This is a genomic window from Bacillus sp. NPDC077411, assembly GCF_044543425.1.
GTDB lineage: Bacteria > Bacillota > Bacilli > Bacillales > Bacillaceae_G > Bacillus_A > Bacillus_A bruguierae.
Genome location: NZ_JBITWA010000005.1, coordinates 130,350 through 147,177, shown reverse-complemented (window position 1 = coordinate 147,177; position 16,828 = coordinate 130,350). Strand labels below are relative to the sequence as shown.

15 protein-coding genes, 2 pseudogenes and 1 other annotated feature are annotated in these 16,828 nt (G+C 36.9%); of the genes and pseudogenes, 12 read left to right on the top strand and 5 right to left on the bottom strand.

The features are described from left to right. Positions 1 to 179 precede the first annotated feature (179 nt). Positions 180 to 2,096, top strand: a complete 1,917-nt coding sequence (locus ACIGHG_RS09275) for an LTA synthase family protein (RefSeq protein ID WP_090911813.1) — start codon at positions 180 to 182, stop codon at positions 2,094 to 2,096. 115 nt (positions 2,097 to 2,211) lie between these two features. On the opposite strand, the gene ACIGHG_RS09270 is transcribed toward ACIGHG_RS09275, so the two are convergent. Continuing rightward, positions 2,212 to 2,298 carry an excalibur calcium-binding domain-containing protein gene (locus ACIGHG_RS09270; protein ID WP_244547989.1) on the bottom strand — a complete coding sequence of 29 codons (87 nt, stop codon included), beginning with the start codon at positions 2,296 to 2,298 and terminating at the stop codon, positions 2,212 to 2,214. Positions 2,299 to 2,638: 340 nt separating this feature from the next. On the opposite strand from ACIGHG_RS09270, the gene ACIGHG_RS09265 reads away from it, so the two are divergent. After that, on the top strand, positions 2,639 to 3,661 hold the full coding sequence (locus ACIGHG_RS09265; RefSeq protein WP_336472721.1) for a GH25 family lysozyme: 1,023 nt from the start codon (positions 2,639 to 2,641) through the stop codon (positions 3,659 to 3,661). A gap of 250 nt (positions 3,662 to 3,911) precedes the next feature. On the opposite strand, the gene ACIGHG_RS09260 is transcribed toward ACIGHG_RS09265, so the two are convergent. From ACIGHG_RS09260 to ACIGHG_RS09250, 4 genes and pseudogenes are all read right to left on the bottom strand, one after another. Next, positions 3,912 to 4,706 carry an LVIVD repeat-containing protein gene (locus ACIGHG_RS09260; protein ID WP_483861796.1) on the bottom strand — a complete coding sequence of 265 codons (795 nt, stop codon included), beginning with the start codon at positions 4,704 to 4,706 and terminating at the stop codon, positions 3,912 to 3,914. Beyond that, positions 4,686 to 5,075 (bottom strand): annotated as a pseudogene (locus tag ACIGHG_RS25675) (alpha-helical endospore appendage domain-containing protein); the annotation flags it as partial. The pseudogene ACIGHG_RS25675 and the gene ACIGHG_RS09260, both read right to left, overlap by 21 nt. Positions 5,076 to 6,031: 956 nt before the next feature. Further along, positions 6,032 to 6,352 (bottom strand): annotated as a pseudogene (locus tag ACIGHG_RS09255) (alpha-helical endospore appendage domain-containing protein); the annotation flags it as partial. Between the two features lie 685 nt (positions 6,353 to 7,037). Next, positions 7,038 to 7,397 carry a hypothetical protein gene (locus ACIGHG_RS09250; RefSeq protein WP_396548196.1) on the bottom strand — a complete coding sequence of 120 codons (360 nt, stop codon included), beginning with the start codon at positions 7,395 to 7,397 and terminating at the stop codon, positions 7,038 to 7,040. 109 nt (positions 7,398 to 7,506) lie between these two features. On the opposite strand from ACIGHG_RS09250, the gene ACIGHG_RS09245 reads away from it, so the two are divergent. From ACIGHG_RS09245 to ACIGHG_RS09200, 10 genes are all read left to right on the top strand, one after another. Continuing rightward, entirely contained in the window at positions 7,507 to 8,154 is a 648-nt protein-coding gene (locus tag ACIGHG_RS09245) for an HD domain-containing protein (RefSeq protein ID WP_336472720.1), read from the top strand. Further along, on the top strand, positions 8,151 to 10,043 hold the full coding sequence (locus ACIGHG_RS09240; protein WP_336472719.1) for an ABC-F family ATP-binding cassette domain-containing protein: 1,893 nt from the start codon (positions 8,151 to 8,153) through the stop codon (positions 10,041 to 10,043). Before ACIGHG_RS09245 ends, ACIGHG_RS09240 begins: the two co-directional genes overlap by 4 nt. Positions 10,044 to 10,118: 75 nt before the next feature. Then, the gene (locus tag ACIGHG_RS09235) at positions 10,119 to 10,850 is read left to right on the top strand and encodes a Bax inhibitor-1/YccA family protein (protein WP_336472718.1); all 732 of its coding nucleotides are present in this window, start codon (positions 10,119 to 10,121) and stop codon (positions 10,848 to 10,850) included. Positions 10,851 to 11,009: 159 nt separating this feature from the next. After that, positions 11,010 to 11,348, top strand: coding sequence for a single-stranded DNA-binding protein (locus tag ACIGHG_RS09230; protein ID WP_336472717.1), 339 nt, complete (start codon positions 11,010 to 11,012; stop codon positions 11,346 to 11,348). Positions 11,349 to 11,411: 63 nt separating this feature from the next. Beyond that, positions 11,412 to 12,539, top strand: coding sequence for a conserved virulence factor C family protein (locus tag ACIGHG_RS09225; RefSeq protein WP_336472716.1), 1,128 nt, complete (start codon positions 11,412 to 11,414; stop codon positions 12,537 to 12,539). Between the two features lie 5 nt (positions 12,540 to 12,544). Next, on the top strand, positions 12,545 to 12,928 hold the full coding sequence (locus tag ACIGHG_RS09220; RefSeq protein ID WP_090911711.1) for a thiol-disulfide oxidoreductase DCC family protein: 384 nt from the start codon (positions 12,545 to 12,547) through the stop codon (positions 12,926 to 12,928). Between the two features lie 84 nt (positions 12,929 to 13,012). Next, positions 13,013 to 13,447, top strand: a complete 435-nt coding sequence (locus ACIGHG_RS09215) for a BrxA/BrxB family bacilliredoxin (RefSeq protein WP_090911710.1) — start codon at positions 13,013 to 13,015, stop codon at positions 13,445 to 13,447. A 193-nt stretch (positions 13,448 to 13,640) separates the two neighbouring features. Further along, a complete protein-coding gene (locus ACIGHG_RS09210) occupies positions 13,641 to 14,417 on the top strand; it encodes a class I SAM-dependent methyltransferase (protein WP_336472715.1) in 777 nt (258 codons plus the stop codon). Between the two features lie 41 nt (positions 14,418 to 14,458). Next, positions 14,459 to 14,674, top strand: a binding site (T-box leader). Positions 14,675 to 14,722: 48 nt separating this feature from the next. Beyond that, positions 14,723 to 16,411 (top strand): arginine--tRNA ligase, encoded by a 1,689-nt coding sequence (gene argS / locus ACIGHG_RS09205; protein ID WP_396548192.1) that lies wholly within the window; start codon positions 14,723 to 14,725, stop codon positions 16,409 to 16,411. Positions 16,412 to 16,462: 51 nt separating this feature from the next. Further along, a complete protein-coding gene (locus ACIGHG_RS09200; RefSeq protein WP_396548190.1) occupies positions 16,463 to 16,597 on the top strand; it encodes a hypothetical protein in 135 nt (44 codons plus the stop codon). The last annotated feature ends 231 nt before the right edge of the window (positions 16,598 to 16,828 follow it).

Here is a 16,828-nt window from a genome sequence, read left to right as displayed (position 1 = left end):
ATAGTAAAAGAGAAGCTCATATAGAAGAGCTTCTTTTTTCATGTATTCATTTTACATAAAAAAAGAAAAAGTTCACACGGAATACAAATGTATTCGATACAATGTGTCGGTGAGAAAAAAACCATAAATATATGAAGAGATATTATGCTACTATTGTTCAGTCAGAGAGGAAGAGAGAAATGAAAGAAACGTTAAAAAAACAATTTCAAAATATGCGTTTTCCGTTATTAGTTGCTATTTTGATTTGGTTAAAAACATATATTGTTACGCGAACTAGTTTTGACTTAAAGCTAGAATCTGCTATGCAGGAATGGATTCTCTTTATTAGTCCATTAGCGTCTTCTTTAGTGTTAGTTGGACTTGCTTTATTTGCAAAGGGTCAAAAACGGAATTATATAGCTATCATTATTAACCTTATTATGACCATTATCTTAATTGGTAATGTGATGTTTTATGGTTTTTATAATGATTTTGTTACACTTCCGGTATTAATGCAAACGTCGAATATGGATGGATTAGGATCTAGTGTCAAAGCATTGTTAAACGTTAAATTTATCTTAATGTTTATAGATATTATCGTTTTATTTTACATTGCTAAAAAGAAGCCTAATTTTGCAAAAACAGCACGTGTTTCTGGCTCTATGAAGTCACTATATTTTTTAATCTGTATCGCAGTTTTTATGGTAAACCTTAGTTTTGCGGAAAAAGAACGCCCTGAATTATTAACTCGTTCATTTGACCGTGTTATGCTTGTGAAAAACCTTGGATTATATGTTCATCAATTATATGATCTTGGCTTGCAAGTAAAGACAAGCTCACAAAAAGTATTTGCGGATGGAAGTAAAATTCAAGAAGCAGAAAATTATATGAAGACGGTGGAGGTAAAGCCTGATCCAAATATGTTTGGAATGGCAAAAGGAAAGAATGTTATCGTTGTATCTTTAGAATCAACGCAGTCTTTTTTAATTGATTCTAAAGTAAATGGACAAGAAGTTACACCGTTTTTAAACCAATTTAAAAAAGAAAGTTATTATTTCGAAAACTTTTATCATCAAACAGGACAAGGGAAAACATCAGATGCAGAATTTATGATTGATAATTCTTTATATCCGTTAGATCGTGGTTCTGTATTCTTTACGAATGCCGGAAACGAGTATGTAGCAACTCCAGAAATTTTACATCAGCAAGGCTATTATACAGCTGTATTCCATGCGAATAATGCTACGTTTTGGAATCGTAATATGATGTATCCGTCATTAGGATATGATCGATTCTACAATGAATTAGATTATAAAGTTACTCCAGAGACGAAACTTGGCTGGGGATTAAAGGATAAAGAATATTTTGATCAATCTGTGGATAAATTACAAAAGATTCAACAGCCGTTCTATACTCGTTTTCTTACGTTAACGAATCATTTTCCGTTTGCGTACGATGACAGTATTAAAATGATTGAACCATTTAATTCAGGTGATGAAACATTAGATAATTATTTTGTTACAGCGCGTTACGAAGATGAAGCTTTGAAACATTTTATTGAACGCTTAAAAGAAACGGGATTATATGACAACTCAGTTATCGTATTTTACGGTGATCACTACGGTATTTCAGATAACCATAACCGTGCGATGGCACAATTTTTAGGGAAAAATGAAATTAATCCATATGATCACATGCAGTTGCAACGTACACCATTATTTATTCATGTTCCAGGTCAAACAGAGGGGAAAACAATGACTGCTCCTGCTGGTGAAGTAGATGTAAAACCAACAATTCTTCACTTATTAGGAGTTGATACTTCTAACGATATTGAGTTTGGTCATGATTTATTTTCACCAGAACGCAAACCATTTGTTGTAGAACGTGATGGAAGCTTTATTACAGACAAATATATTTATTACAATAACACATTTTACAATCGTCAAAACGGTCAAGTTGTTCAAGTGCCAGAACAAGAAGCAAAACCGCTTATTGATAGAGCGCAGACAGAATTAAAAATGTCCGATAGTATTATTCAAGGTGACTTGTTACGCTTCTTTGATGGGAATAAAGTAAAATCAGGAACGATCAAAACAGCTATTAAAGAAAAAGAATAATGAAAACCCCGATGTCTGGGCATCGGGGTTTTCATTATCCATTAATATTATATTTTACAGAAAAAACTTCAAAGAGGTGGAACTGAGCCAAAAGAAATGATTTTAAATATGTATATTATTTTTCACAGGCAATACCGTCACCGTCTTTATCTAATTTACGACTATCGTCAGGTTCACCTACATGTAAAGGTGGCTTTTCTATTTTTCTTAAAGAATGAAATAAAACATAAAATAAGTAGAATGGGAGTGGTATAATTTTACAATGTAAGTATGTTAATTAAATTAAGGATTAAAATGAAGGGAGTAAGAAATGAAATCTAAAAATATAGCACACCATTTTCAAACATTACAACAGAAGCGGCACTGTTTCTTTCAAAAAGTACAAGGTATTTTAAAGGTGAGCTTTTTTCAAACTTAAATTCATCCTCCAAGTATAAGATTTGAAGATAAATCTAGTAAACTATTTATTTGAATGATAATAGGTATTCGGACAGACCATAAAATAGATTCTGAATATAATAATAAAAAGGAGATATTCAGAAATGGGACATATTATTGACATTTCAAAGTGGGACGACGATATCGATTGGGACGTAGCAGCGCCGCAATTAGACTTGGCTATTTGTCGTGTACAATACGGTTCGAGAGTAATAGATGAAAAATATAAGGAATACGTTGCAAATTTAGAACAACGTAACATTCCACACGCTGCATATGCTTATGGATGCTATGTCAGTGTAACGGATGCTGTAATAGAAGCTAAGGATTTTATGGCTCGTACAAGCCCTAATGCTAAATTTCTTGTGTTAGATGTTGAGGATGATACATTAGCGAGTTGTGGTCCTAGTAAACTAGCAGAAGCATCGCAAATGTTTATTAATACTTGTAAAGCAGCTGGTTGGAAAGTTGGGTTGTACGTAAGTCATCACCTGTATGGTTCTTATGGATTACAAAATGTACAAGCTGATTTCCTTTGGATCCCGCGTTACGGTGGGAAGCGTCCAGATTATGCATGTGATTTATGGCAGTATACTGATACAGGATATGTAGATGGAATTGGTGAATGTGACTTAAACTATATTATAGGAGACAAATCTCTTGAATGGTTTATAGGTGGAAATGATGACGGTGAAATTATTCTTCCTCCAGATTGGCAAACAAACAACTTAGGGAGTATCACTATAATTGTCCAAGTTGCTAATGTTCGCCAAAGGCCATCTTTAGATGCAAAAGTCATGCGGCAAGTTTATAAAAATTCAGGTCACGTTTATCTCGATTGGTATTATGATGACTCTCACTTTTGGTACAAAATTGCGGAAAACAACTGGGTTCGTGATGATGTAGCGCAAATCAATAAAGATGGGAAAACAAAAGGAGTTGTTTGGATTTCAGGAACAAACATTAACCTTCGCAAAGGAGCATCAAAAGGTGATCCAGTTGTAGGGCAAGCAAATGTTGGAGCTTGGGATGTCCATTTCAGATACGAGGATTGGATTTATGTGTACAAAGAAGGTGTTGAAGGTTGGATGTATTTTGACGAATCTTACGTAAAGTGGATTCGATAATAAGGAAGCTTCCGCTCAATTTTGAGTGGAAGTTTTCTTATTATGCTGATACGGAAGCTTTTGTTTTGCGGTACCGACCTATTAGCCTACCGATTAACAATGAAAATTGGGAAAGTGAGTGAAAGAGGCGAGAATCTTTGTTTCATAAAGGATTAGGACTGAGAAAGACTGACGATAATGATATGTTATGTAAACATGACATAAATACGGTATACATTATGAAAAAGGAAGGGCTCCAAGACAGAACCCTCTAGCCTCCTACTGTAAAAATCGCCAATCCGAAAGGGCCATTTAAAGCTTCTGCACCAAAGTTCGCTACACGTACAGGATTCGGAGGAATGGTAATATCAAAAATTGTTACCGTACTATTGTTAAAATTTGCTGCATACAGAGTCGTATCTGTAATCGCCAATCCCTCAGGGCCATTTAAAGCTCCGGTATCCAAATTTCTTACATGTACAGGATTTGGAGGAATGGAAATATCAAAAATATCCATGGTACTATTGTTGAAATTTGCTACATACAACGTGGTACCCGCAGTCGTCAATCCAGTAGGGCCATTTAAAAATCCTGTACCAAAATCCGTTATACGTACAGGATTCGGAGGAATGGTAATATCATAAACTTCTACCGTACTATTGCCCAAATTTGCTGCATACAGCGTGGTACCTGTGGTCGTCAATCCAGTAGGCACACTTAAATTCCCTTCATCCACTTGCTCTACAAAGGAAGGCAACGCAGGTGAAGAAATATCAAAAATGGCTACTGCGTCGTTAGGGGGATTTGATACATATAGAATGTTATTTGCAATTGCTAATCCGGTAGGGTTATTGAAAATTCCTGGAAAATCTATTGCACTTAACTTACTCACAAATACAGGAGATCGAGGATTGGAAATATCAAAAATTACAAGGGAGTTATCGAATTGATTTGCGATATACAGCGTGGTTCCTGTAATTGCTAATCCGGTAGGACCATTAAAAACGCCTGGAAAATCTACTTCACCAAACTCTCTTACAAGTACAGGACTCGTAGGATTGGAAATGTCAAAAATGGCTATCGTGTTATCGTTACGATTTGATACAAAAAGAAATTTAGATATCACAGCTAATAGATCCAGAACGTTTTCAAACTTGAACTCCAAGAGCATTTCCTTCTTGATGACGTCACGAAGTGTTCTTTGTACACTTGAGTTGACAGCAAGAAGATTAGATATCGTAACTACCGGAGGAGAAAGAGTAGTTCTTCCCGGCGGTAATGTTCCTAAAACAAATTGAAGCTTCTCAGCCTCAGCGTTGACAATATGAGCTAGGGCTAATTCTTCTAAGGCAATGGAGCTTAAAAGCAATGGAATGGTCTGTGCAGTCGTAACAGAAATGGTAGGTGTAATATTGGGGATGTTCGGAAAAGACAATATACATGCATCCTTTCTAGGAAACCTTCGAATCATCTGATTCCATGTATACATAGATAGGTCTCCTATTTTTGTGATTGGAACGTTCATAATGTTAAAAATAATATAATAAAGTGAAACTTCCATCAGTGGGGGTTTTTTTCATCCCCCACTGATGGAAAGCCCTCACCAATCGGGCTTTTACGGGCAGTTATCCCCCACCTATCTTCTTTTAGAAAGGCGAAACGACCGGAGATTCTAGCCGCTAGAGCTGGACAATGCTTCTCTCCGAATATTGAGGTGGGGGTCTTACTGCCCAAGAATAGCGGGATAAACAAGGAATTTACCAGTTATTCTCTCCATTTTATGTAACAAGCGTTTGGATGGCTGAGCACTTGTCCTGCTGTAGAGGTACATTTCTTGTTGAAAGAGTCCCTTTTATTGAATCGATGAAGCATCTAGGATATTAGTGAAAACACATACTACAAATCCAATTCTCCTCATTTTTTTTCATGTATGTATAAAAAACGAGCTAATATTCATTCAGCTCGTTTTTATTTCTATCATCAATCAATACCCATCTAGAAAAGTAGTATTCGATTCTTTTATGGAATCATTCATTACATGCTTGGTAGTAGATAAAATAATAGTTAATCGCAGTTAATAACGATAATAGTGACACTACTAGTTACTCCAGGAAAATCAGGCAGCGAAGCGGTAACAGTTGCAGTCCCGCCAGGTAGAACGTTTGCTGAGAAAGTGGTGGTAAAATTGCCGGATGCATCTGTAAAAGCAGGGTTAGGAGATACAGTACCAAGAGAAGGGTTATCTACTGTAAAGGAAACCGGTGTACCTGTTGGAGGAGGACTTCCATTCACCAACACTTGACCAGTAAGAACAGAGTTATTTGGTGCCCCTGTTCCCAAAGCACATACTGTGGTTAGATTAGCATTCAAGGTAATCGTTGCTGTGGGTGGAGGAGTAATAGTAGCTAACAAATCTAGCACATTTTCGAATTTGAATTCCAAGAGCATTTCCTTCTTGATGACGTCACGAAGTGTTCTTTGTACACTTGAGTTGACAGTAAGAAGATTAGATATTGTAACTACTGGAGGAGAAAGTGTAGTTCTTCCCGGCGGTAATGTTCCTAAAACAAATTGAAGCTTCTCAGCCTCAGCATTGATAATGTGAGCCAAAGCTAATTCTTCTAGAGCAATGGAGCTTAAAAGCAATGGAATGGTCTGTGGAGTCGTAACAGAAATAGTAGGTGTAATATTAGGGATATTTGGAAAAGACAAGATGCATTCATCCTTTCTAGGAAACCGTCGAATCACCTTATTTCGTGTATAGATAGGTTTCCTACTTTTGTAATTTGAGTGTTCATAATGTTAAAAGTAATATTATGAACAAGGAATTTACTAGGTATTCTCTCTATTCTATGTAACAAGCGTTTGGATGGCTGAGCGTTTGCCTTGCTGCAGAGGTATATTTTGGGGTGAACGAGCCCTTTTTATCCCGCTATTTTTGGGCAGTAAGACCCCCACTTTAAGATTCAGAGGGAAGCTAGGAAGATAGGGAGGGATGAAAAATCCTCCTCTGGTTGTTTATAAAAAGCTTCCGATAACATTGATTATGCCACCAAAAACCAAAAAAGGGGCTATTTTGTTTCCTTAGCATAGGGAGACTAAGGATTTGTCTTCCAATAAATGTATTGGTGTGCAATATCTGCGTTTTGGCAGTAAGCTTCTCTAAAAAGTTGAAAGATCTGTGATGTAATGAAAACGAGTACTTTGCTATTTTTACAAGGAATATTGGTACATAACATGCTCACACTTTGTTCACAAGCTATATAAATTTATATGAAAATGAGTGAAAAAATAATATTTTAATAAAATAAAACCAAGAACTATAAAGCGCCAAAGACCTTTATTAATAAAGGTCTTTGGCGCTTTATAGTGTTTGAGAATTACAAACTGAATTATTTTAAAACTGCTCATTCTTCTCCCAAGATTCAACAATGTAATGAGCAACTGTTGGATTGTAACCTTTTCCAATTAAGTACGTGATTGCAGCAATTTCCGTCATTGCGTGTGGTACAGATGTATATTTAGCTTCTTTTACGCCGTATTCTACCCACGGTTTTATGAGATTTAATACGGGTTGTTTTAAGTGTTGAAATTGCGAAACGTATTGTTGGATTTGTTGCTCAGTTGGTTCTGATGGTATTGGGGGGCCGGATTGAGGGAAACGTGGATCATAATGGTATTGGTAGTGTAGATGTTGTTCGGGATATGGTTGATAATAGGATTGCTGCGGATAAGGCTGTTGTGAGTTATAAAACATTTTTTTTCCTCCTTCATGATACTGAGTACAACATATAGTATGGGCGGACAAGAAAATATGTGATGAAAAAATGAGGGCGTGTTACAATAGTGAATTGGGTGAAGATATTATGAACAAACAAGAACAAATTGAAAAAACGATTATATTTGTTAAAGACATATTAGAAAAAGATGCAAGTGGTCACGATTGGTATCATATTGAACGTGTACATAAATTAGCGATTGCATTGTTTGAAAAAGAAGGTGGGAATCGCTTCGTTATTGAAATGGCAGCTTTACTTCACGACGTTGCAGATGAGAAGTTAAATGAGAGTGAAGAAGCTGGTATGAAGAAAGTGACAGACTGGCTTGAGCTATTATGTGTTAGCCAAGAAGATGCACGGCATATTGTTCATATTATTGCTAATATGTCTTATAAGGGTGGACACGGCGGAACTGTGGAGACGTTAGAAGGGAAAATTGTTCAAGATGCAGACCGCCTTGATGCACTTGGAGCAATCGGGATTGCACGAACATTTGCTTATGGAGGTGCAAAGGGACGTTTACTGTATGATCCAAACATTCCACCGCGTGAAACGATGACGAAGGAAGAATATCGAAAAAGCGATGAACCATCGCTCAATCATTTTTATGAAAAATTGCTAAAGTTAAAAGATTTAATGAATACAGATGCAGCGAAGGAAGAGGCTGAGGAGCGTCATCGCTATATGGAGCAATTTATTAATCAATTTATGAAAGAGTGGAATGCACAAATATGAGAATGTTAACAGTTGAAAATGTATCGAAATCATATGGAGATAAACCGTTATTTAATGGTCTATCTTTTAGTATTACCGAGGGACAGCGCGCTGGTATTATCGGTGTAAATGGAACTGGTAAATCAACGCTATTAAAAATTATTGCGGGCGCGGAAATTCCAGATACAGGGGAAATGACGCATACACGTGGATATACGATTAGTTATTTATCACAGCAGCCAGATTTTAAAGAAAATTTAACTGTACTGGAGCAAGTGTTTCATGGTGATACACCGTTAATTCGTCTTCTTCGTGAATATGAACAAACATTATTGAACTTAGAAAAAAATCCAGCAAGTGAAAAAGCACAGGAAGCATTATTTGCAGTGCAGCAGCGTATGGATGCAATGAATGCTTGGGAAGCGAATGCAAATGCAAAATCGTTGTTAACAAAGCTCGGTATTACTGACTTTTCGGCGGAAGTAGGAAATTTATCAGGCGGACAGAAAAAACGCGTTGCGATGGCGCAATGTTTCATACAAACACCAGATTTATTAATTTTAGACGAGCCAACGAACCATCTCGATCATGAAACAGTAGAATGGTTAGAAGAATATTTATCACGTTATACAGGTTCTGTTTTACTTGTTACACATGATCGTTATTTTTTAGATCGTGTAACAAACCGTATTTTTGAATTAGATAATGGTAAGTTATACAGCTATGAAGGAAACTACGGTGCTTTTTTAGAAGCGAAAGCACTTCGAGAAGAACAAGAAATGGCACAAGAAGCAAAGCGTCAAAACTTATATCGCCGCGAGCTTGCTTGGATTCGCCGCGGTGCGAAGGCGCGCTCTACGAAGCAAAAGGCACGTATTCAGCGCTTTGAAGAATTGCAAAAGAAAGAAGGACCAAGTGCAAAACAAAACGTTGATATTGCGCTTGGAGGTAGCCGACTAGGAAAGAAAGTACTGGAATTAAAAGATGTAACAAAAACATTTGGTGATAAAACTGTTCTTCGTAATTTTGGGTATATTGTGAAACCAGGAGATCGCATTGGTATTATTGGTGCGAATGGTAGCGGGAAATCTTCTCTATTAAACATGTTAGCTGGTAGAATCAAACCGGATAGCGGTGAGATTGAAGTTGGACAAACGGTAAAAACCGCATATTATACGCAAGAAAATGAAGATATGAATTTAAATCAGCGGATGATTGAGTATATTAAAGAAGCAGCTGAAGTCATTCATACAACAGATGGAAAAACGATTAGTGCTTCGCAAATGTTAGAACGTTTCTTGTTCGAGCCGCATACACATGGTACACCGCTTAGTAAATTATCAGGTGGTGAAAGAAGAAGATTATATTTATTGCGTATTTTAATGGGAGAACCGAATGTTTTACTTTTAGATGAGCCGACTAACGATTTAGATACGCAAACATTAACAGTGCTTGAAGATTATTTAGAAGAGTTTCCTGGTGTTGTCCTTACTGTATCGCATGATCGATACTTCCTTGATAAAATTGCAGAAGAACTGTTTGTATTTGAAGGTAACGGAAATGTTCGAATCTTCTTTGGTAGTTATAGCGATTATTTAGATGAGAAAAAAGAACAAGAAGCATTATTAAAAGCAGAAGTGCAGAAAGAAAAGAAAGTAGAAGAAGCTCCAAAACAACAAAGGAAACGCAAGCTTTCCTATAATGAACAGCGTGAATGGGAGACGATTGAAGATAAGATTGCAGAATTAGAAGCGAAAATTGAAAGTATTACAGAAGAATTAGAAAAAGTGGGCGCGGATTATACGAAAGCACAGCAACTCTCTGAAGAGCAGCAGCGAACAGAAGAAGAATTAGAACAGACAATGGAGCGTTGGAGTGAATTATCTGACATTATTGAAGGTTTAAAGTAAAAACAAGCCGCATATGTTGAAATGTAAAGGGAAAAACTTTACACTATTGGTAGAATCTATTTTAGGAGGGAAATCATGCGATCATCTAATCCAATGTTAAAGAAAGATGCGTTTCGTAAAGAGAGCGTAAGTACTTCAGCGATGACAATCGGTGGTACAGTAGGAAAAACGTTTATTATGCTCATATTGTTATTGGGAACGTCTGTGTACGCATATATGCAGATGATTCAAAATAAAATGCAAATGCCAGTGTTAATAGGTGCTTTAATTTTTGCTTTTATTATTTCGCTTGTATCGATATTCGTACCGCGTATTTCACCAATTACAGCACCGATTTATGCTGCTGTCGAAGGGATTTTATTAGGAAGTATTTCTGCTGTATATACAATGCGATTTGGTGATTTTATTATTTTACACGCAGTATTATTAACAATTTCTATTTTACTAGCAATGTTAGTGTTATATGCAACGCGTGTTGTGAAAGTGACAGATAAGTTCCGTACGGGTGTGATGGCAGCGACATTTGGAATTATGATTATGTATTTAATCGTTTTAGCTTTACAACTATTTGGCGTACCAGTGCCATTCTTACATCAAGGTGGAACGATTGGTATGATCGTCAGCGCAGTTGTAATTGTTGTTGCTGCATTAAACTTAATGTTAGACTTTGATTTCATTGAAGGCGGTGCACGCAGCGGTGCTCCAAAGTATATGGAGTGGTACGGTGCGATGGGCTTAATGATGACATTAGTTTGGTTATACTTAGAAATTTTACGCTTCGTTTCTTATTTTGTAAAAAATGATTAACGTACTGAAATCCTGCATGTTTGTATCATGCAGGATTTCTTTTTGAAATTTTATAGAAATAAAGATGAGTTTTCATATGAAAAAATATTTTTTTACATTTTTTACTACACGTTTCGTTTTTTCTACAATAAAGAAAAAACGAAGAGGTGACATACTTGTATGATGAATCGAGTTGCGTTAATTGGCAGATTAACAAAAGATCCAGAGTTACACTATACAAAGCAGGGCATTGCTTATGCGCGTATTTGCGTAGCTGTAAATAGAGGCTTTCGTAACAGTTTAGGAGAGCAACAAGCAGATTTTATTCATTGCATGATATGGCGGAAATCAGCGGAAAATGTAACGATGTACTGTAAAAAAGGGGAACTTGTTGGTATAACAGGACATATTCATACGAGTGGGTACAATAATGAGAGCGGCAAGAGAATATATAAGACAGAAGTTGTGATTGAAAGAATTACATTTTTAGAGAAGAAAAAAGAGCAAGCACCTCAGTAGGAGTCTTATTTGAGAACATGTTACAATACAGCTAAGAACAGCAATAAAGGGGAGACTATATACGTGAAGATTAAAGGCATTGAACCGACACCAAGTCCAAATACAATGAAGGTTATTTTAAATGAAGTATTACCAGCAGGAGCGCGTAACAATTATACACGTGAAAATGCTAATGAGGCTCCAGAGAGAGTGCAGCAAATTTTGCAAATTGAAGGTGTAAAAGGTGTATATCATGTAGCCGACTTTTTAGCGGTAGAACGTAATGCGAAATATGATTGGAAACATATTTTACAGCAAGTTCGCACAGTCTTTGGTGAAGAAGTCGTAACAGAGAGCGAACAAGAACAAAATGCCCATTTTGGGGAAGTAAAAGTGTTTATTCAAATGTTCTTTACCATTCCGATGCAAGTGAAACTAACAGATGGTACAACTGAGGAACGCGTAGGGTTACCAGATCGTTTTAAGGAAGCGATTATGAAAGTGCAAATGTCAGCGCCAAATGTTGTGAAAGAGCGTAAATGGATTGAGCAAAGTACGCGTTATGGTAACTTTGAAGAGATTGGAAAAGAAGTTGTGGAAGAAATTGTTGCGACATATCCAGCCGATCGTGTAGATGCGGTTGTACAAGAATTATTACAACAAGCAGGAGAGGTAGAAGTAACGATTACAAAGCGTGAGCCATATAAAGTAACTGAGGAAATGATGAATGATTCTGATTGGACAAAGCGCTATGCAGCGCTTGAACAAATGGATCCAACAGAAGAGGATATTCCTGTACTAGAGAAAGCGTTAGAAGATGAAAAAGTATCGATTCGCCGCTTAGCAACTGCTTATTTAGGAATGGTCAAAGGAGACCGCGTTTTACCTTTACTCTATAAGGCGTTATTAGATAAATCAGTCAGCGTACGCCGCACAGCAGGTGATTGCTTATCAGATATCGGTGACCCTGCTGCGATGTTTGTGATGATTAAAGCATTAAAAGATTCAAGTAAACTTGTACGCTGGCGCGCGGCAATGTTTCTATTTGAAATTGGTGACGAAAGTGCAATCCCAGCACTCCGCTTAGCGCAAGAGGATCCAGAATTTGAAGTTGCAATGCAAGCGCGTTTAGCACTTGAACGTATTGAAGGCGGTGAGGAAGCAAAAGGTTCTGTTTGGAAGCAAATGACGGAGTACCGAAAAGGAGAATAATAGCTATGATTGCCTTTTACGATAGCTGGTGTCCGATGTGTACAAAGATTGCAAATCGAACAAAGGAACTAGATAAAAAGGGGAAAATAACATTTGTTTCTTTTCGTGAAGAAGAAATTGTTCAGCAATATTGTTTATCAGAAGAGATGCAGCAAAACATGGAGAAACATTTGTACATTTATAAGGATGCGCGCTGGTATAAAGGGATTCGAAGTATATACGTCTTAGCGAAAGCAATTCCTGCATACTGGGTAATCGCACCTTTTATTAAACTATCGATTTTTTTCGGATTTGGTCATGTCTTATATGATTATATTGCGACAAAGAGAGAAATTGTCCCTGTTGGACATTGTAAAAATGGTGTTTGTGAAATCCAAAGGAAAAAATAAGAAAGTTATAATGTTTCTTTTGCGTCTAGTATTAGAGCGTGATATGATGAATTTGGAATGAAAGTTGAAGGAGAGATTGGTAACATGACAAATGCATACGAAGAATACATGCGCCAAATGGTAATTCCAATGCGTCAAGAATTAGTACGCGCAGGATTTAAAGAATTAACAACAGCAGAAGGTGTACAAGAATACATGGAAAATGCAGAAGGGACAACATTAGTTGTTGTGAACTCTGTTTGTGGTTGTGCGGCAGGTCTAGCGCGTCCATCAGCTGGTCAAGCGGTTGTACGTTCTGAGAAGCAACCTAACAATCTTGTCACTGTATTTGCAGGTCAAGATAAAGAAGCAACAGCGATGATGCGCTCTTACTTTGATGATATCCCGCCATCTTCACCATCTATGGCATTATTAAAAGGAAAAGAAGTTGTTCATTTTATTCACCGTCATGAAATTGAAGGTGCAACAATGGAAGAGATTATTCAAAACTTAGAACAAGCTTTTGAAAAGCATTGCTAAAAAGGGAGAGATTTTCTCCCTTTTTCTTTGTCCCGCACTAACGGGCAGTAAGTCCCCCACCTCAAGATACCAAGAAAATGAAGAAAGTAGGTGGGGGGATAACTGCCCATAAGAGCCCGATTGGTTCACCTAACCATCATTGGGGGATAAAGCCCCCAATGATGGAAGTTTCACTTTATAATGAGGTGACAGAATGATTGTAACGACAGCAGGACGAACAAATAAAGAAATGACTGCATATGCTGAAAAAATAGCAACGGATTTACAAAGTTCTTTTCTTATGAGAAATGATCGTCCTATTTATGAATTACATGAGCAATATAAACAAGATGTACTTGTTGCTCAGAAAAATCGATTAGCGATTTATCCGCAAGGAACGGAAGAATCGTTCTTTTTTCATCCGAACTCTGCTATGTTTCGCGTGAAGCGATTAATGCGTGGTGAACATGATCCATTTCTGCAAGCCGCGCAGCTCGATAAAGGGATGACGCTGTTAGATTGTACACTTGGCATGGCATCTGATAGCATTGTGGCTAGTTATGCTGTAGGAGAAGCGGGACAAATCACTGGATTAGAAGGTAATCGCTATATGGCATATTTGATCGGAAAAGGTCTTCAGCAATGGGATGCAGGTGTAACAGAAATTAACGAAGCAATGCAGCGAATTACAGTAAAACATACAGAGCATTTATCTTTTTTACAACACTGTGCAGATTATAGCTACGATGTAGTATATTTAGATCCGATGTTTGAAGAAACGGTATTAGAATCAGACGGTATTCGTGGTTTAAAACATTTTGCACTGTACAATGATATTACGGATGAGACAGTTAAAGAGGCTAAGCGTGTAGCGCGAAAACGGGTTGTATTAAAGGATCATTTCCGCAGCAAGCGTTTTGAAAAACATAATTTCTTTGTCTATAAACGAAAAAGCGCAAAATTTCATTTTGGTGTAATTGAAACTTGCTAATTATTAGACAATATGTATAATAGATTATAATAAATTTTTATAGAAAATCTTGGATGAAGATAGTAATTATTTTCAGAAGCAATAGCGAGCTAGGGACGGTGAAAGCCTAGTGCGGAGAAAATAATGAAGCGCACTTCGGAGATGCTGCTTGAACGGTGTAGTAGAGTAAGCCGGGGCTCCCTAACCTCGTTATAAACGGGAAAGTGGTTCGTTATGAACAACAAGGGTGGTACCACGGGTGTAAACTCGTCTCTTTTTTAGAAAAGAGGCGAGTTTTTTTATTGATAAAAAGGAGGAAGATACTGATGGAATATAAAATGAAGTTTGCACAGCATGTATTCGATGTATTAGAACCAGCTTTATCATTAGAACAAATTGCCGCTTTAATTGAAACACCAAAGCAAGATGAGTTTGGAGATGCCGCTTTTCCTTGTTTCACATTAGCAAAACAATATAAAAAGGCACCAGTAGTTATTGCGCAGGAACTAGCAGATAAATTATCTCACCCATCCTTTACAAAAGTGGAGGCAGTTGGACCATATGTAAATGTGTTCTTCAATCGTCAAATTGTAAGTAATGAGGTGTTAAATACGATACTAGATGAAAAAGAAGAGTACGGAAACCTGTACTTTGGGCAAGAAAAAACAGTTGTCATTGACTATTCATCTCCTAATATCGCTAAACCGTTTTCGATGGGGCATTTACGTTCTACAATGATTGGAAATGCCTTAAAACATATATGTGAAAAATGTAGTTATGAAGTTGTAGGCATTAACTACGTTGGTGATTGGGGAACACAGTTTGGAAAACTCATTACCGCCTATAAAAAATGGGGCAATGAAGAGCTTGTTAGAGAAGATCCGATTCGCGAGTTATTTAAGTTATACGTACGTTTTCATGAAGAAGTAAAAGAGTATCCAGAGCTTGAAGAAGAAGGGCGTGCTTGGTTTAAGAAGCTAGAGGATGGCAATGAAGAAGCGGTATATTTGTGGAACTGGTTCCGTCACGAATCGTTAAAAGAGTTCTCTCGCATTTATGAACTGCTTGGCGTAGAATTCTCGAATTTTCAAGGTGAAGCATTTTATAATGATAAGATGGATGATTTGGTCAAGCTTCTAGAAGAAAAATGTTTATTAGAAGAATCAGATGGAGCGCAAGTTATTAATTTAGAAGAAGAAGGAATGCCGCCATGTTTAATTAAAAAATCAGATGGTGCTACTCTCTATGCAACGCGTGATTTAACTGCAGCATTATATCGTCAAAATACGTATGCATTTGATAAAGCATTATACGTTGTTGGAGAAGAACAAAGCTTGCATTTCTCTCAATTTTTCACTGTACTAAAAAAAATAGGATTTCAGTGGGTAGAAGGCATGTCTCACGTTCCGTTCGGACTTATTTTAAAAGATGGTAAGAAAATGTCTACTCGTAAAGGGAAAGTTGTTTTACTAGAAGAGGTGTTAGAAGAAGCAATTGCGCTAGCAAAGAAAAATATTGAAGAGAAGAATCCGAACTTAAAGAAGAAAGATGAAGTAGCAAGACAGGTCGGAGTTGGCGCAGTTATTTTCCATGACTTGAAAAACGAACGCATGCATAACATCGAATTTTCACTTGAAAAGATGCTGAAATTTGAAGGAGAAACAGGACCATACGTACAATATACGCACGCACGTACTTGTTCATTATTGAAAAAAAGTGATGTAGACATTGAGAAGCAAGACTTACAGTTAACAGACGATATAAGTTGGACAGTGATAAAATTACTTCATCGTTTTCCGCAAGTCGTTGAAACAGCGTTTGCTAAATACGAGCCATCTCATATTGCAAAATATTTATTAGACGTGGCACAGGCGTTTAACAAATATTATGGTAACGTTCGTATTTTAGAAGAAAATGCAGAGAAAGAAAGTAGACTTGCGCTTGTATATGCGGTGGCAGTTGTATTGAAAGAAGGATTACGTTTGCTGGGAATGGGAGCGCCTGAGGAGATGTAAAAGAGAAAGGGATTTGATCATTGACAAGTAGTAGTATTCCTGGAAAACATAATGACAAATCATTATGTTCCTATTGATGCGGCGCATTTTGAGTCACGAGACCGGGCGACTCCGCAAAAAAAGAAATCAAAATCACAGCCGAAAAAGCGCGGTTATAAACCGAAAGCGGAACGGAAAACGTTCTAATCAGAAAAATAAGACCGAGAAAATCAAAAAACATCTATGAAAAGACAATAGAAGATCAACTAGATATTAGTCTTGAAACTGTATAAGAAGATATGTAAGAGTAATTTTCAAACAAATCAAGCAACACAATACACAGAAAAAATTTGACTTATTTGAAAATAAAGAATTGGTTAGAGATAAGTAGTTGAAAAGTAAATAACCCTCTTAGCTTTTAAAAGGTGAAGAAAAATA